Here is a 16218-nt window from a genome sequence, read left to right as displayed (position 1 = left end):
ATGAACCTGAAACTGACCACTCCGGCCGCCGTGGCTGCCGCCCTGGCCGGCATGCTGGCCACCGCCCCGGCGCTCGCTGCGGAGTATGCGCAGGCCCCCGGTGCCGGCTCGATCCTGGTGTTCGCCAGCAAGTACGACGGCGAAGTGTTCACCGGCAGCTTCCCGGGCTTCGCCACCAAGCTCAGCTTCGACCCGGCCAACCCGGCCGCCGGTTCGCTGGATGTAGTGATTCCGCTGGCAGGCGCCAGGAGCGGCAACAGCGACCGTGACTCGACCCTGCAGGGCGCCGACTTCTTCAATGTCGGCAAGTTCGCCACCGCGCGTTACACCGCCAAGGGCTTCCGCGCCGTGGGCAACGACCAGTTCGCCGCCGATGGCACCCTGGAACTGCGCGGCGTCAGCAAGCCGGTCACCCTGACCTTCACCTGGAAGCCGGGCACCCAGCCGGTGCTGACCGGCAAGGCCACGGTCAAGCGCCTGGACTTCGGCGTCGGCGGCGGTGACTGGGCCGATACCAAGACCATTCCGGACGACACCGCGATCAGCACGATCGTGAAGTTCGACGCGAAATAAGACGCATCCGGTGATGCCGTGCCCGCGGCCGGCATCACCGGGCATCGCAACGCATCCGGTAGTGGCGGCCGCTGGCCGGCATCACCGGGAACAGAGGGGTTGCCGGCCAGCGGCCGGCACTACTGATCGACGGCCAACCAGGCCTGCACCGTGGCCGCATCGAACGGCCAGTCCAGCTCGCGTTCGCCGCGCTCGTCGCGCAACACCGGCACGCGCGTGCCATAGCGCGCTTCCAGCGCCGGCTGGTCATCCAGAAACACCGATTCGAACTCCGGCGCCCGCGCCTTGGCCAGCTCGGCCAGGGCCAGGTCGCACAGGTGGCAATCGTCACGCTGGATCAGGGTCAGCACCAGTCAGGCTCCCGTGGCGGAAATGCTGCGCCGCAGCCATCGGATGGCCCGGCAAGCCGCTAGAATAGCCGCTTGTCCGGTACCCGCAGTTTGGCATCCATGGCTGTCAGCACGTTCGACGTTTTCAAGATCGGCATTGGCCCGAGCTCCTCGCACACCGTCGGACCGATGAAGGCCGCCGAGCGATTCATCCATCGCTGGCTGCTCGACCCGGGCCGCCTGCACGAGGTCGCGCGCATCCGCGCCGATGTCTACGGCTCGCTGGCCTTGACCGGCCGCGGCCATGGCACCGACAAGGCGATCCTGCTGGGCCTGGAAGGCCAACGGCCTAACCTGATCGACCCGGACATCATTCCGGCCACCCTGGAGCGCATCCGCAGCAGCAAGCGCATCCAGCTGATGGGCCAGCACGAGATCGCCTTCGACGAGAAGCGCGATCTCGGCATGAACAAGCGCCAGAAGCTGCCCTACCACACCAACGGCATGCGCTTCACCGCGTACAACGCCGACGACGAAGTGATCGCGACCCGCGATTACTACTCGGTCGGTGGTGGCTTCGTGGTCAACCAGGACGACGCGGCCGATGACCGCATCGTGCCCGATGAAACCCCGCTGCCCTACCCGTTCAAGAGCGGCGACGAGCTGCTGGCACAGACCGCACGCAGCGGCCTGAGCATCGCCCAGCTGATGTTCGAGAACGAAAAGTGCTGGCGCAGCGAAGACGAGATCCGCGCCCAGCTGCGCGAGATCTGGAGCGCGATGCAGTCGTGCGTCACCCGCGGCATCCGCGAGGAGGGCGTGCTGCCGGGTGGCCTGAAGGTCGGCCGTCGTGCACCGGCGCTGTACCGCGAGCTGTCGTCGAAGCCGGAAGCGGCGATGCGCGATCCGCTGACGACGCTGGACTGGGTCAACCTGTACGCACTGGCAGTGAACGAAGAGAACGCTGCCGGTGGCCGCGTGGTGACCGCACCGACCAACGGTGCGGCCGGCGTACTGCCGGCGGTGCTGCATTACTTCGACCGCTTCTGCCCCGGCGCCAACGAACAGCGCGTGTTCGATTTCCTGCTGACCTCGGCGGCGATCGGCATCCTGTACAAGGAAAACGCTTCGATTTCCGGTGCCGAAGTGGGCTGCCAGGGCGAAGTGGGCGTGGCCTGCTCGATGGCGGCCGGTGGCCTGGTCGCGGCGCTGGGGGGCAACCCGAGCCAGATCGAGAACGCCGCGGAAATCGGCATGGAACACAACCTGGGCCTGACCTGCGACCCGATCGGCGGCCTGGTGCAGATTCCCTGCATCGAGCGCAATGCAATGGGCGCGGTGAAGGCGATCAATGCCTCGCGCATGGCGATGCGTGGCGACGGCAAGCACAAGGTGTCGCTGGACAAGGTGATCAAGACCATGCGCGATACCGGCCGCGACATGCAGGACAAGTACAAGGAAACCAGCCGCGGTGGCCTGGCGGTGAACGTCATCGAGTGCTGAGGGCGACCGGCTCCGGCGCGATGTCGACGGGCCACAGGTAGAGTCGACTGTCAGTCGACCATCGCGCGCAGCGCGGGATTTCCGCGGCCTGAGGGAAGAGCAGTCGACCAACAGTCGACTCTACCCGGTCACCCTTGCCCGTACGGGCGACACCGTCACCGCGTTCCGGTTAGGCTCGGGGCTTCCCCACCCCGGATTGCCCCATGCGCGTGATCGCTGCCGCCCTGCTTGCCTGCCTTCCGCTGGCCGCCCTGGCCGCCCCCACCTACGGGCCTCGGCTGGAGGGTTTCGACTACGGCTATCCGGTGAAGACCTTCGCGCTGGAATCGCAGCGGCAGCCGCTGGAAATGGCCTACCTGGACATCGCGCCGAAGAAGGCACCCATCGGCGTGGTGGTGCTGCTGCACGGCAAGAACTTCTGTGCCGCCACCTGGAAGGAATCGATCAAGCCACTGGTCGCCGCCGGCTATCGGGTGATCGCCCCGGACCAGGTGGGCTTCTGCAAATCCAGCAAGCCCGAGCGTTACCAGTATTCGTTCGCGCAGCTGGCCGCCAACACCCATGCCCTGCTGCAACAGCTGCAGCTGGGTGACGTCCCGGTGCACCTGGTCGGTCATTCGATGGGCGGCATGCTGGCGGTGCGCTACGCGCTGATGTTCCCGCAGGACCTGCGCAGCCTGTCGCTGGTCAATCCGATCGGGCTGGAAGACTGGAAGGCGCTGGGCGTCCCCTGGCGCAGCGTCGACGCGTGGTACGCCGGCGAAATGAACATCAGCTATGACAGCATCCGCCGCTACCAGCTGGAGGTGTACTACGACGGCAAATGGAAACCGGCCTACGAACCGTGGGCGCGGATGCAGTCGGGCATGTACGAAGGCCCGGGCAAGCAGGCCGTTGCATGGAGCCAGGCGCTGGCCTCGGACATGGTGTTCAACCAGCCGGTGGTCTACGAACTGAAGCACCTGCAGGTGCCGACCACGCTGTTCATCGGCCAGAAGGACCGCACCGCGATCGGGCGCGACCTGGCGCCGCCTGCGGTGAAGGCGACGCTGGGCAATTATCCGGTGCTGGGCAAAGCAGCGGCCGCAGCGATTCCCGGCGCGACGCTGGTCGAGTTCGCCGAACTGGGCCATTCGCCGCAGGTGCAGGACCCCAAGCAGTTCAACAGCGCGTTGTTGAAGGCCCTGAAGTCCCGCTGACCGGCAGGCGTGCCCTCTGTAGAGCCGAGCCCACGCTCGGCTCATGCGGCAGGACCGGGGTTCTGTCAGGAGCAGCCGAGCGTGGGCTCGGCGCTACAGGAACAATGCGATCAACCCACGATCCGCAGCACGTCATCCAGCAACGCAGCCGCAGTGACTTCCGCGCCGGCACCCGGTCCCTGGATCAACAAGGGTTGGTGGCGGTAGCGATCGCTGTGGATGGCCACGCGGTTGTCGGTGCCGGCACCCTGCGCCAGCGGATGATCGGCCGGCAGTTCGCGCAGGCCCACCTGCGCACCTTCGCTGTCAACACGGCCAACGAAACGCAGCACGCGGCCGTTGTCACGTGCCTGCTGCCAACGCGCCTGCAGCGGCGCATCCAGCTGCTCCAAGGCAGCCACGGCATCCTCCAGCGGCAACGCTGCCAGCGCTTCAGGCACCAGTGAATCCACCTGTACCTGCGACGCATCCAGCGCCAGCCCGCTGCTGCGCGCCAGGATCAGCAGCTTGCGGCGCACGTCCTCGCCGGACAGGTCCAGGCGTGGGTCTGGCTCGGTATAACCGGCCGCCAGCGCCTCGCGCACCGCCGCCGAGAACGGCGACTGGCCGTCATAGCGATGGAACAGCCACGCCAGCGAGCCGGACAGCACGCCCTCGATGGCATGGATGTGATCGCCACCGGCCACCAGCGCGCGCAGGCTGCTCAACAGCGGCAGCCCGGCACCAACGGTGGCACTGTCGCCATAACGCGCGCCACTGTCGGCACAGCTTTCGGCAATGGCCTGCGCGCGGGCGAGCTGCGCGCCCCGGCCCAGCTTGTTGGCGGTCACCACATGCACGCCGCGCGCCAGCCATTGCACGTGACGGGCGGCCACGTCTTCACTGGCCGTGGCATCGACCACCACGTCGCCACGCTCCAGCCCTTCGGCGCTCGCCCATGGTGGCGAACTGTGGCCATCGCGGGGGGCTCGACGTGCCAGTTCCAAGGGCAGCGCCAGGTCGCGATCGATCTCCAGCGCGGTGCGCGAGTTGGCCAGCCATTGCACGCTGGGCAGTTCCAACCCGCGTGCCTGCAGCGCCTGGTAGCGCTGTACGAAGGCCGAACCGACCGTGCCCGTACCGAGCAGCGCCAGGCGTCCCGCCCCCAGCGCAGGAATGTCAGCGGCGAGTGCGCTCATGCGTCCACCACCTGTTTGCGGCGGGCGGCCGCATCGATCACCGCTTCGGCGCGCTGCAGCGCGGCGCCGAGATCGGCCAGCAGGTCACGCTCGGCCTCGATGCCGACCGACAGGCGCAGCAGCCCTTCGCTGATGCCGGCGGCTGCACGCGCTTCGGCGGTCATCGCCGCATGAGTCATCGTGGCCGGATGTGCGATCAGGCTTTCGACGCCGCCCAGCGATTCGGCCAGGGTGAAACAGCGTAGCCCGTCCACAAATGCACGCACCGCCGCATGCGGATCATCACCGGCGCAGTGCGCCAGTTCGAACGACAGCATCGCGCCGAAGCCATTCTGCTGGCGCGCGGCGATGGCGTGGCCCGGGTGATCGGCCAGGCCCGGGTAGTACACCGCGCCGACCGCCGGATGCTGGTCCAGCAGGGCAACGATCGACGCCGTGTTTTCCTGGTGCACGCGCAGGCGCGCATCCAGCGTGCGCAGGCCGCGCAGGGTCAGGAAGGCATCGAACGGCGAACCGGTCAGGCCCAGCGCGTTGCCCCACCACACCAGCTGCTCGTGCAGCGCCGGATCGCGCGCGACCACCGCCCCACCCACCACATCGCTGTGGCCATTGATGTACTTGGTGGTGGAATGCAGCACCAGGTCCGCACCAAACGACAGCGGCTGCTGCAGCGCCGGTGACAGGAAGGTGTTGTCGACCACCACGAGGGCACCGGCCTTGTGCGCGGCATCGATGACGAAGCGCAGGTCGGTGATGCGCAGCAGCGGGTTGGACGGGGTTTCCACCAGCACCAGCTTTGGCTGCGTGGCCAGCGCCTGCGCCAGCGCTCGCGGATCGGTCAGGTCGGCGGTGACCAGTTCGAAGTGGCCCTTCTTCGCCAACGCGTTGAACAGCCGCCAGCTGCCGCCGTAGGCATCGTGCGGCACCACCAGGGTGTCGCCCGGCTGCAGCAGCGCGTTCAGCACCAGGTTGATCGCGCCCATGCCGGTCGCGGTGATGACGCCGCCGGCGCCGCCTTCCAGTTCGGCCAGCGCTTCACCCAGCAGGTCGCGGGTCGGGTTGCCACTGCGCGTGTAATCGTACTGGCGCTTGTTGCCGAAGCCTTCAAAACTGAAGTTCGACGACAGCACGATCGGCGGCGTGACCGCGCCATGCGCGGTGTCCCGATCGATGCCGGCACGGACGGCGGCAGTGGTACGACTACAGGACGGCTCGTTGGCGTGCAGGCTCATGCGGACTCTCCAGAAGTGCGGAAGGCGGTGGCGAGGATCGCATCGATGCGATCGGTTTCTTTGAGGAAGGCATCGTGGCCATAGGGCGAGCGCAGCACGCGCAGGCTGCCGCGCGGGCCCAGCCCTTCGACCAGGCCGACCAGGTCGGCCAGCGGCACCAGGCGGTCGCCCTCCACGGCCACCACCACGGTCGGCGGCAGGATCGCGGTGGGATCGACGCGGTGCAGGTCGATTGATTCGGACAGGCGCAGGTAAGCGGTCACCGGCGTGCGCGCGACGTACTGCGCACCGGCCGCGTCGAGATAGTCTTCGGCAGCCACGCGCACGCGGCCATTGATGACCTCCGGCGCAGCATCAAAGCGCTCGCCGAACTCTTCCGGGGTGCGGTAGCTGAGCATGGCGAACTGCCGGGCCAGGGCCAGGCCATGGTCTTCGCCGCACTGCAGCTGGCCCAGCGCGACCGCGCGGCGCTGCAATGCGCGCCAGGCGGCGGCATACGGATGCGGTCGGTGCGCACCGCTGGCCAGCACCAGCTGGCGCACGCGGGCACGATGACGGATCGCGAACTGCTGGCCGACCAGCGCGCCATACGAATAGCCGACGAAGGCCTTCAGCGTGCGGATGCCGAGATGGTCCAGCAGCAGCGCCAAGGCATCGGCCTGGTCGGCGGTATCGATCGGCACATCCAGTGCACCGTCGGCGCCGATGAAGTCGAAGGCCAGCACGCGCAGCTGCTGCGGATCCAGCGCGCGGCCGCTGCCCACCAGGTCTTCGGCCCAGCCCTTCTCGCTGAACTGCGTGTTGGACGCCACGTGGCGATGGGCGGAAATGCCGCCGGCCAGCACCACCACCGGTGCATTGGCCGGACCGACCCACTCATAGCGCAGGCGCACCGGGCTGGGGCCGGCGTGGCGCATCGACAGCACCGCGGCGAACTCACCGCGCTCGGCATGCACGCGGTCTTCGACCGGCACGCTGACGGGGACAAAGGGTTCGGGGCGAATGGCGGTACTGGCGGCGAAGCTCATGGCGGGATCCGGTTGGGGAATCGGCCATCGAGCCTTCGCGGGGCCCGCGTTCGAGATGCACGTGTGGTGCATGGTTCGAACCATCTTTCGGTGGACGCCACGGTCCCCGCAGGATTTGGCACCTACGCAGACGCTTGCGCGCCTGCGGGCTGCCCCGGCTTCAAAGGGCCTGTCCCTCTGCCGGTCTCGATGGTGGGGCCACGATGCCAGCCCTTTCCGGCACTGTCAATCCCTTCATGCGGATAAAGCGATGAATATTCTTGGGACGGCTATGCGAAGGCCGTCCCGGTCGCCCTGTTCAGGATCGGGTACAGTCCGGGCGGTCCATTCCGCTGGAAACGCCGATGTCGCGCCTGCCCCTGTCCTGCCTGCTGCTGCCTCTGCTGGCGAGCGCGACCGCACACGCCGGCGACTGGCGCCAGGGCTGGGGACTGGCTCCCCCTTCCGCCCCGGCCACCCGCGCAGGCAGTGCCGAGGGCGCCGCCCCCATGGCCCAATTGCGCCTGCAGCCGGTCGGTACGCAATGGCAGGCCCGGATCGACAACGGGCTGGCAGGGCCGCTGCAGATCCAGCTGCGCGCCGCACCCGGGCACCCGGTCGAAGGCCTCCCGGTCGAGTCGCTGATCCAGGGCGACAGCAGCCTGGTAGTCGGCCACCTGCCCGCCCCGATCGATGGCCGCATGCTGGATCTGCGCCTGCAGTCGGTGCCGGGCAACCCGGCCGCACAGGCCGAAGATGTCGCCTACCGCCTGCCATTCGATGCGGCGCGCCTGCGCGTGGACCAGGCGCCGCAGGGACGATTCAGCCATGACGACGAGGAGAACCGCGACGCGGTCGACTTCGCACTGCCGGAGGGCACCCTGGTGCTGGCCGCGCGCGAGGGTACGGTGATGCAGATCCAGGATGGCTTCCGTGGCAACGGCCAGGACCGCGAACGCGATGGTGCCCGCGCCAACTTCATCCGCGTGCTGCACAGCGACGGCAGCATGGCGCTGTACGGCCACCTGCAGGCCGGCGGCATGCGCGTGCGTCGTGGCCAGGCGATAGGGGCCGGCCAGCCGATCGGCCTGTCTGGCAACAGCGGCTACAGCAGTGCGCCGCACCTGCACTTCGTGGTGCAGGTCAACCGCGGCATGGGCCTGCGCTCGGTGCCGGTGCGCATCTTCGCCGAGCAGGGCCAGCTGCAGTTCGCCCGCCAGGGCGAGGCCGAAGGCGGTACCGGGCGCTGACCGCCCCCGGCCGGTATAATCGGGCGCTTATCTCTTTGAAAAGCGCCCCGGGCGGGCGCCACTGCCATGTCCGAAGTCGCCAACGAAGCGTCGCGTCGCCGCACCTTCGCCATCATTTCCCACCCTGACGCCGGCAAGACCACGCTGACCGAAAAGCTGCTGCTGTTCGGGGGCGCGATCCAGATGGCCGGTTCGGTCAAGGGCCGCAAGGCTGCCCGCCACGCCACCTCCGACTGGATGGCGCTGGAAAAGGAGCGCGGCATCTCCGTCACCTCCTCGGTGATGCAGTTCCCGTACGAAGGCAAGATCGTCAACCTGCTCGACACCCCCGGCCACGCCGACTTCGGCGAAGACACCTACCGCGTGCTGACCGCGGTGGACTCGGCGCTGATGGTGATCGACGTGGCCAAGGGCGTGGAAGAGCGCACCATCAAGCTGATGGAAGTGTGCCGCCTGCGCGACACCCCGATCATGACCTTCATCAACAAGCTCGACCGCGAGGGCAAGGACCCGATCGAGCTGCTGGATGAAGTGGAAACCGTGCTCGGCATCCAGTGCGCGCCGGTCACCTGGCCGATCGGCATGGGCCAGCGCCTGAAGGGCGTGGTCCACCTGCTGACCGGCGAAGTGCACCTGTACGAACCGGGCCGCAACTTCACCCGCCAGGACTCGACCATTTTCCCGTCCATCGATGCTCCCGGCCTGGCCGAGAAGATCGGTGCACAGATGCTGGCCGACCTGCGCGACGAGCTGGAACTGGTGCAGGGCGCCAGCCACCCGTTCGACCTGCAGGCCTACCGCGAGGGCAAGCAGACGCCGGTGTTCTTCGGCTCGGGCGTCAACAACTTCGGCGTGCAGCCGCTGCTGGACTTCTTCGTCGAACACGCACCCGCACCGCAGGCGCGCTCCACCACCGGCCGCGAGATCGCCCCGGAAGAAAACAAGCTGACCGGCTTCGTGTTCAAGATCCAGGCCAACATGGACCCGCAGCACCGCGACCGCGTGGCCTTCATGCGGGTCTGCTCGGGCCGCTTCAGCGCCGGCATGAAGACCTTCCACGTGCGTACCGGCAAGGAAATGAAGCTGGCCAACGCGCTGACCTTCATGGCCAGCGACCGTGAGATCGCCGCCGAAGCCTGGCCGGGCGATGTGATCGGCATCCACAACCACGGCACCATCTCCATTGGCGATACCTTCACCGAAGGCGAAGCGGTCACCTTCACCGGGATCCCCAACTTCGCCCCGGAACTGTTCCGCCGCGCCCGCCTGCGCGATCCGCTCAAGCTCAAGCAGCTGCAGAAGGGCCTGGCCCAGCTGTCCGAGGAAGGCGCGACCCAGTTCTTCCGCCCGCTCACCAGCAACGACCTGATCCTGGGTGCCGTCGGCGTGTTGCAGTTCGACGTGGCCGCCTACCGCCTGAAGGACGAGTACGGCGTGGAAGCCACCTTCGAGCCGGTGAGCGTGACCACTGCGCGCTGGGTCCACTGCAGCAACGAGAAGAAGCTGGAAGAGTTCCGCGAGAAGAACGCGCTGAACCTGGCGCTGGATGCCGCCGGGCACCTGGTCTACCTGGCGCCGACCCGGGTCAACCTGCAGCTGGCCCAGGAACGCTCGCCGGACGTGCGCTTCTCGGCCACCCGCGAAGCGGCGCATACCGTTTCGGCAGGCTGATGCCACGGGGTCGGATCCCTTTCCGGCAGGAAAGGGCTCTGACCCCAGCCAAGGCAAGGCAGGCATTCACCCATCATACGGTGACAGGCGTGCACGCATCGCCCATCGCGGCGATGATAGGGGGGTGCGGGTCCCCCTCCCCGCGAACAATGCCTACGCCATGTCCACGACGTCCATTGCTTCGATCCGTGAAGAAATCGCCAGCGCCCTGACCCATGGCCTGGGCGCGGTATTCGCCCTGGCAGCCAGCGCGGTGTTGATCACCCTGGCGGCTATCTACGGCGACGGCTGGCAGCTGGCCAGCGCGATCGTATTCGGTATCGCGCTGTTGCTGCTGTACACCGCCTCCACGCTGTACCACGCCATCCAGCATCCGGTCGCCAAGGGCCGGTTGAAGGTGTTCGACCATTGCGCGATCTATGTGCTGATCGCGGGCACCTATACCCCGTTCACCCTGATCGGCCTGCGCGGTCCATGGGGCTGGGGCCTGTTCACCGCGATCTGGGCGCTGGCGCTGGGCGGCGTGGTGTTCAAGCTGTTCTACACCGGCCGCTTCAAGGTGCTCTCAACGGTGATCTACATCGCCATGGGCTGGCTGGTGGTCGTGGCGATCAAGCCGATGTGGGCCTCGATCGATGGCGGCACCCTCACCTGGCTGTTCGCCGGCGGCCTGTCGTACACGCTGGGGACCTATTTCTACCACCGTGAATCGATCCCGTACTCGCATGCCATCTGGCACCTGTTCGTGATCGGCGGCAGCGTCTGCCACTTCGTCGCGGTCACCATGCAGGTGCTGTAAACGGCCGCTCGACGGCAGCGCGTGCACACCATGCACATGGTCGCTTCGCGCCCTGTCCACGAAGAGGGGGCAACCATGGCAGCGTGAATGCTGCCGCCTCCCCTGCCGCAAAGCGCACGCCCCGCTGGCGCCTCCGCCGCCCCGGCCCACGAGGCCGGCGCTGGCTCACGATCCTGATCTTCCTGCTGGCGGCGATCCTGGTACTGATCGCGTTGTGGGACTGGAACTGGTTCAAGGGGCCGGTGGAGCGCGCGGTGCAGGCACGCACCGGCCGGGTGCTGCACATCGGGAACCTTGATGTCGACCTCGGCCGCACCAGCACGATCCGCGCCGATGCGGTCACCTTCGCCAATGCCAGCTGGGCGAAACAACCCGATATGGCCAGCGCCGACCGCGTCGAGATCGACGTGCGGGTCTGGCCCCTGCTGCGCGGCAGCGTGCAGCTGCCCGAAGTGCGCCTGACCCGGCCGGACGTGCTGCTGGAAACCGCCCCGCGCAAAGGCGAACCGGGCAACTGGGATTTCCTCGGTGACAGCGCCGGCGGGACCAGCCCCCAGCTCAAACGGCTGCGCGTCGATGACGGTCGCCTGCAGTTCCTCGATGCGCTCGGCCGCACCGATATCCGCGTGGACGTGCGCAGCGGCCAGCCGAAACAGGCCGACGCGGCGCCACCGCTGCTGGTGCAGGGCAAGGGACGCTGGCAGGGCAATCCGTTCACCCTGCGCGGTGGTACTGAATCACCGCTGGAGCTGACCGACAGCGGCCACCCGTTCCGCATCCACCTCGACGGTCGCGCTGGCGCCACCCACGCCGTCGCCAGCGGCACATTGACCAATCCCTTCCAGCTGCGCGTGTTCGACCTGCAGTTCGCGCTCAGCGGCCAGGACCTGGCCGACCTCTACCCCTTGCTCGGCATCGCCATTCCGCCGTCCCCGCCCTACGCGTTGAATGGTCGGCTCAAGCGTGACCACGACCTCTGGCGTTACGAGCAGTTCACCGGCAAGGTCGGCGACAGCGACCTCGGTGGCAACCTGCAGTTCGAAGTGGGAGGCGCGCGCCCGCGACTGACCGCCACGCTGGAATCCAGACGCCTGGACTTCGATGACCTGGCCGGCTTCGTCGGTGCGCCACCGAAGACCGGCGGCGGCGAAACCGCCAATGCAGAGCAGAAGGCCGAGGCCGCACGGCTCGCCGCGCGAGCGCGTGTGTTGCCGGACACGCCCTACAACCTCGGCAAGCTGCGTGCGATGGATGCCGACGTGCGTTGGAAAGCCCACCGCATCAACGCGCCGTCATTGCCATTGGACGACATGGATGCACACCTGTTGCTGGATGACGGTGTGCTGCGGCTGGACCCACTGAACTTCGGCGTCGCCGGCGGCGACATCCGCAGCACGATCCGCATGGACGCGCGCCAGCCGCAGATCAGTACCGCGCTGAAGGCCAGTGTGCGCGGCGTGCAGCTTGGCCAGTTGTTCCCCGACGCCAAGCTGGCCGAACAGGCCAAGGGCGGCATCGGCGGCGAGGTGGACCTGAGTGGCCGCGGCAATTCGATCGCCGCGATGCTCGGCAGCAGCAGCGGCAAGGTCGGCCTGGCGATGGGCCGTGGCCATGTCGGCAACCTGGTGATGGAACTGGCCGGCCTGGACATCGCCGAGTCGCTGAAATTCCTGGTGACCGGCGACAAGCAGATCCCCCTGCGTTGCGCCTTCGCCGACTTCGGCGTGCGCGACGGCCTGATGACCAGCCAGGCGTTGGCGGTGGATACCACCGACACGATCCTCATCGGCGAAGGCACGGTCAGCCTGCGCGACGAGAGCCTGGACCTGCTGTTGAAGCCACGCCCGAAGGACAAGAGCATCCTGGTGCTGCGCTCGCCACTGCACATCGCCGGCACTTTCAAGGACCCGTCGTTCCGCCCGGACTTCAAGGCCCTGGGCATCCGCGGCGCGGTGGCCCTGGCACTGGGCAGCATCGCCCCGCCGGCGGCATTGCTGGCAACCATCGAACTGGGGCCGGGCAAGGATGCCGACTGCGGTGGGCAGTATGCGAAGTAGGGTTACAGCGTTGTTCGCGGCGCCTGCATTGATGGTGGCTTGAGGGGGACGGGTGACGCAGGCAGGACACGCCCATGCCCTCCGCCTCTCCGACGTATCAGGAAGGCGCCGCTTCTGCTTCTGCACTTGCTGTTGGCGGGCCGGCGGGCCTCAGGCCCGCCGGTGAACACCTCACCCCGCCACGATGTACTGCTGCAGCTGGTCCAGCTCGCGCCGCTGCGCATCAATCACCGACTTCACCAGGTCACCGATGGAGATCACCCCCAGCACCTGCGCGCCCTCCACCACCGGCAGATGGCGGATGCGGTAGTCGGTCACCAGTTGCAGGCAATGCTCCACCTGCTCACCGGGCGACACCGTCACCACCTGCGCCGTCATGATCTCCGCCACCGCGGTATCGCGCGATGAACGATCACGCAGCACGATCTTGCGCGCGTAGTCACGCTCGGACAGGATCCCGACCAGCCGCGGCCCGTCCATCACCAGTACCGCACCGATGCCCTTTTCCGCCATCAACCGGATCGCATCGATCACCGCCGCGTCCGGCGCGACCGCATGTACTTCAGGAGACTTGCCATCCAACAGTTGCCGTACCGTCGTCATCTGCCTGCCCTCCGAGGGTGGGTTGCAGGGCCGAGTCTGCCACGGCGGATGCTAGCCACGCGTCAACCAGGTACAACGGCCGCTGCTTGGACTCTTCGTACAGCCGCCCCAGGTACTCTCCCACCAGCCCCAGCGCGATCAACTGCACTCCCCCCAGGAACAGGATCACCGCCATCATCGTCGGCCAACCCGCCACCCGGTCGCCATACAGCGCCGCCTTCACGATCACCCACAGGCCGAACACGAACGCGACTGCGGCGGTTGCCAGTCCCAGGTAGGTGGCAGCCCGCAGCGGCACAGTCGAGAAGCCGGTGATGCCTTCGAGGGCGAAATTCCACAGCCGCCACAGGCTGAATTTGCTGGTGCCGGCCACGCGCGCGTGGCGGTGATAGGGCACGGCAATCCGCTTGAAGCCTACCCAGCTGAAAAGCCCCTTCATGAAACGGTGGCGCTCACGCATCCCGCGCAGGGCGCTCAGCGCGCGCGGGGACAGCAGGCGGAAATCTCCGGTATCGGCCGGAATCGGCGTACGCGACAGGCGACCCATCACCCGGTAGAACATCGCTGCCGTGGCGCGCTTGATCCAGGACTCGCCATCGCGGGCCATGCGCGTGCCGTAGACGTTGTCATGGCCCTCGCGCCAGCGCGCGACGAATTGCGGCACCAGCTCCGGCGGGTCCTGGCCGTCGGCATCGAGGATCATCGCTGCCCCCTCGTGCACCAGATCCAGGCCCGCGGTCAGCGCCGCCTCCTTGCCGAAGTTGCGCGACAGCTTCAGCGCCGAGACGCGCGCATCAGCCTGGGCCAACCCCGCGATCACCTCCCATGTGCGGTCATGACTGCCGTCATCCACATAGAGGATGTGGCCGTCGATGTCGGGCATGCCGTCCAGCACCGCGCACAGCCGTGGATGCAGCAGCGGTAATGCCAGGGCCTCGTTGTAGGCGGCGATGACAAAAGTGAGCCGTTCGCGGGTCATGCCCGGATTGTACATTGCCGGCCAGGCGCACGACCCGTCGCCCGCCGCTCACGCCACGCCTGCCTCAGTCCTCCGACAAGTATGACGCGCCTCCCAGCTGGCGCGCCTGGCGCTGGATCCATGCGGCGCGCCGCTGCACATACGGCCCCGGTGCGGCCGCGTTGTAGCGTCGCGGTGCCGGCAGTACCGCCGCCAGTCGCGCACTCTCGGCCGGGCTCAACCGGGCCGCGTCCTTGCCCCAGTATTTCTGGGCTGCCGCCTGCGCACCGTACACACCATCACCGAACTCGGCGATGTTGGCGTACATCTCCAGGATGCGCTCCTTCGGCCACAGCGCCTCGATCAGCACCGTGTACCAGACTTCCAGGCCCTTGCGGATCCAGCTGCGGCCCTGCCACAGGAACAGGTTCTTGGCCACCTGCTGGCTGATCGTGCTGGCGCCACGCAGGCGCCCTCCCCTGGCGTTATGGTCGCGGGCCTTTTCGATGGCCTGCAGATCGAAGCCATTGTGGTCGGGGAAGCGCTGGTCCTCGGCCGCCACCAGCGAGATCGGCAGGCTCGGCGCCATCTGGTCGAGGTCGCGCCACTGGTAATGCAGCCGATAGGACCAGTCCGCCTCGCCCAGCGCCTCGCCGTAGCGCCACAGCATCACCGTGGACACCGGCGGGTCGATGAAGCGCAGCACCAGCACCTGCAGGCAGCTGAAAGCAGCCAGCAGCACCGGCAGCCACAGCAGCCGCCTCCAGCGCCAGCGCCGCCGGCGCGGCGCGGCCACCTCCGCCACTACCTTGTGCTGCTCTCCCGCTGCCCCCATTACTGGTGCATCCTTCTTCTGTCTGGTTGTCGGCGCATTATCCGGCAACCGCCCCCGTTTACGCGCGATGTGAGCCGATGACCGCCAACTCCGATTCCCTGATCCGTTTCCTGCTCCCCGACGCCGGCGTCCGCGGCGTGCATGTGCACCTGCAGGCCACCTGGCAGGAAATCCTGTCCCACGCCGTGTACCCGGACGCCGCTGCCGAGCTGCTCGGCGAGGCCTGTGTCGCCTCGGCCCTGTTCACCGGCCACACCAAGATCGACGGCCGCCTGTCAGTGCAGCTGCGCAGCAGCACTGCCCTGCGCACCCTGTTCGCCGAATGCACCGCGGGCGGCACCCTGCGTGGCATCGCCCAGCTCAGCGAAGGCGCCGACGCGCCGCGTGACCTGTCCAGCCTCGGCGATGACGCCATCCTCGCCATCACCATCGAGAACCCCGGCCTGGACCCGCGCGAGCCGCAGCGCTACCAGAGCCTGGTCGCGCTGACCGCGCCGGAACTGGACGAGGCCTTCGAGGACTACTTCCGCCAGTCGGAGCAGCTGCCCACCCGCCTGCTGCTGGCGGCCGACCGCAACGGTGCCGCCGGCCTGCTGCTGCAGAAACTGCCGGGCGACGAAGGCGACGAAGATGGCTGGGCGCGCGCCAGCGCCCTGTTCGAGACCCTGGGCAAGGCCGAACTGCTGGCGACCCCGGCCGAGCAGCTGCTGCACCGCCTGTTCCACGAGGAGCGGCCGGAGCTGCTGGGTGAAAAGCCGCTCTCTTTCGCCTGCTCCTGCTCGCGCGAGCGGGTGGCCGGCATGCTGCAGTCGCTGGGGGAAGAGGAGGCCCGTGCGGCCGCCGAGGACACTGGCGCCGTCGAGGTGCGTTGCGAATTCTGCGGACGCGAGTATCACTTTCCATTGACGGAGTTCGGCATACTGTTCCACGGCGCCCAGGGGGCTGTACCGGCGCCTGAACGACTTCAGTGAACGGCAGTCTTGTACCTGGGGAGGATCAAGGCTTGTTAAGAATTCATAAACAC

15 protein-coding genes and 1 riboswitch are annotated in these 16218 nt (G+C 67.8%); of the genes, 8 read left to right on the top strand and 7 right to left on the bottom strand.

All coding sequences use genetic code 11. From position 1 onward, the window contains the following. Entirely contained in the window at positions 1-573 is a 573-nt protein-coding gene (locus tag VG566_RS16855; RefSeq protein WP_014648058.1) for a YceI family protein, read from the top strand. A 119-nt stretch (positions 574-692) separates the two neighbouring features. On the opposite strand, the gene VG566_RS16850 is transcribed toward VG566_RS16855, so the two are convergent. Continuing rightward, positions 693-923, bottom strand: a complete 231-nt coding sequence (locus VG566_RS16850; protein ID WP_014648059.1) for a glutaredoxin family protein — start codon at positions 921-923, stop codon at positions 693-695. 99 nt (positions 924-1022) lie between these two features. On the opposite strand from VG566_RS16850, the gene VG566_RS16845 reads away from it, so the two are divergent. Further along, positions 1023-2405, top strand: a complete 1383-nt coding sequence (locus tag VG566_RS16845) for an L-serine ammonia-lyase (protein WP_006464040.1) — start codon at positions 1023-1025, stop codon at positions 2403-2405. A gap of 203 nt (positions 2406-2608) precedes the next feature. After that, positions 2609-3604, top strand: coding sequence for an alpha/beta fold hydrolase (locus VG566_RS16840; protein ID WP_032957057.1), 996 nt, complete (start codon positions 2609-2611; stop codon positions 3602-3604). A gap of 110 nt (positions 3605-3714) precedes the next feature. On the opposite strand, the gene VG566_RS16835 is transcribed toward VG566_RS16840, so the two are convergent. From VG566_RS16835 to metX, 3 genes are read right to left on the bottom strand one after another with little or no spacing between them, the layout of a single operon-like run. Beyond that, complete coding sequence (locus tag VG566_RS16835; protein ID WP_014648061.1) at positions 3715-4782, bottom strand: homoserine dehydrogenase; 1068 nt, start codon at positions 4780-4782, stop codon at positions 3715-3717. Continuing rightward, positions 4779-6014 (bottom strand): O-succinylhomoserine (thiol)-lyase, encoded by a 1236-nt coding sequence (locus VG566_RS16830; RefSeq protein WP_046432019.1) that lies wholly within the window; start codon positions 6012-6014, stop codon positions 4779-4781. Before VG566_RS16830 ends, VG566_RS16835 begins: the two co-directional genes overlap by 4 nt. After that, complete coding sequence (gene metX, locus VG566_RS16825) at positions 6011-7042, bottom strand: homoserine O-succinyltransferase MetX (protein ID WP_100450473.1); 1032 nt, start codon at positions 7040-7042, stop codon at positions 6011-6013. The genes VG566_RS16830 and metX overlap by 4 nt, the downstream gene beginning before the upstream one ends. Before the next feature lie 77 nt (positions 7043-7119). Beyond that, a riboswitch (SAM riboswitch) is annotated at positions 7120-7238 on the bottom strand. 148 nt (positions 7239-7386) lie between these two features. Here metX and VG566_RS16820 point away from each other — a divergent pair. The 4 genes from VG566_RS16820 (at position 7387) to VG566_RS16805 (ending at position 12798) form a co-directional block, all read left to right on the top strand. Beyond that, positions 7387-8271, top strand: coding sequence for a M23 family metallopeptidase (locus VG566_RS16820; protein ID WP_046432023.1), 885 nt, complete (start codon positions 7387-7389; stop codon positions 8269-8271). A gap of 66 nt (positions 8272-8337) precedes the next feature. Continuing rightward, positions 8338-9942, top strand: coding sequence for a peptide chain release factor 3 (locus tag VG566_RS16815; protein ID WP_014648065.1), 1605 nt, complete (start codon positions 8338-8340; stop codon positions 9940-9942). Positions 9943-10102: 160 nt separating this feature from the next. Beyond that, entirely contained in the window at positions 10103-10741 is a 639-nt protein-coding gene (gene trhA / locus VG566_RS16810) for a PAQR family membrane homeostasis protein TrhA (RefSeq protein WP_005410682.1), read from the top strand. Positions 10742-10824: 83 nt separating this feature from the next. Further along, entirely contained in the window at positions 10825-12798 is a 1974-nt protein-coding gene (locus VG566_RS16805; protein ID WP_241884291.1) for an AsmA family protein, read from the top strand. A gap of 171 nt (positions 12799-12969) precedes the next feature. Here the strand turns inward: VG566_RS16805 and VG566_RS16800 are convergent, their stop codons facing one another. From VG566_RS16800 to mtgA, 3 genes are all read right to left on the bottom strand, one after another. Beyond that, entirely contained in the window at positions 12970-13401 is a 432-nt protein-coding gene (locus VG566_RS16800; protein WP_012511858.1) for a CBS domain-containing protein, read from the bottom strand. Beyond that, the gene (locus VG566_RS16795) at positions 13361-14380 is read right to left on the bottom strand and encodes a glycosyltransferase family 2 protein (RefSeq protein ID WP_014648068.1); all 1020 of its coding nucleotides are present in this window, start codon (positions 14378-14380) and stop codon (positions 13361-13363) included. Before VG566_RS16795 ends, VG566_RS16800 begins: the two co-directional genes overlap by 41 nt. Positions 14381-14444: 64 nt before the next feature. Beyond that, positions 14445-15194: a monofunctional biosynthetic peptidoglycan transglycosylase gene (mtgA, locus tag VG566_RS16790; protein WP_049441304.1), complete on the bottom strand. Its 750-nt coding sequence runs from the start codon at positions 15192-15194 to the stop codon at positions 14445-14447. 77 nt (positions 15195-15271) lie between these two features. Between mtgA and VG566_RS16785 the strand changes: the two genes are divergently transcribed. After that, the gene (locus VG566_RS16785; RefSeq protein WP_014648070.1) at positions 15272-16165 is read left to right on the top strand and encodes an Hsp33 family molecular chaperone HslO; all 894 of its coding nucleotides are present in this window, start codon (positions 15272-15274) and stop codon (positions 16163-16165) included. Positions 16166-16218: the final 53 nt, after the last annotated feature.

Source organism: Stenotrophomonas sp. CASM114 (assembly GCF_049384325.1).
GTDB classification, from domain to species: Bacteria; Pseudomonadota; Gammaproteobacteria; order Xanthomonadales; family Xanthomonadaceae; genus Stenotrophomonas; species Stenotrophomonas muris.
This window is presented reverse-complemented; position numbering and strand designations above follow the sequence as displayed.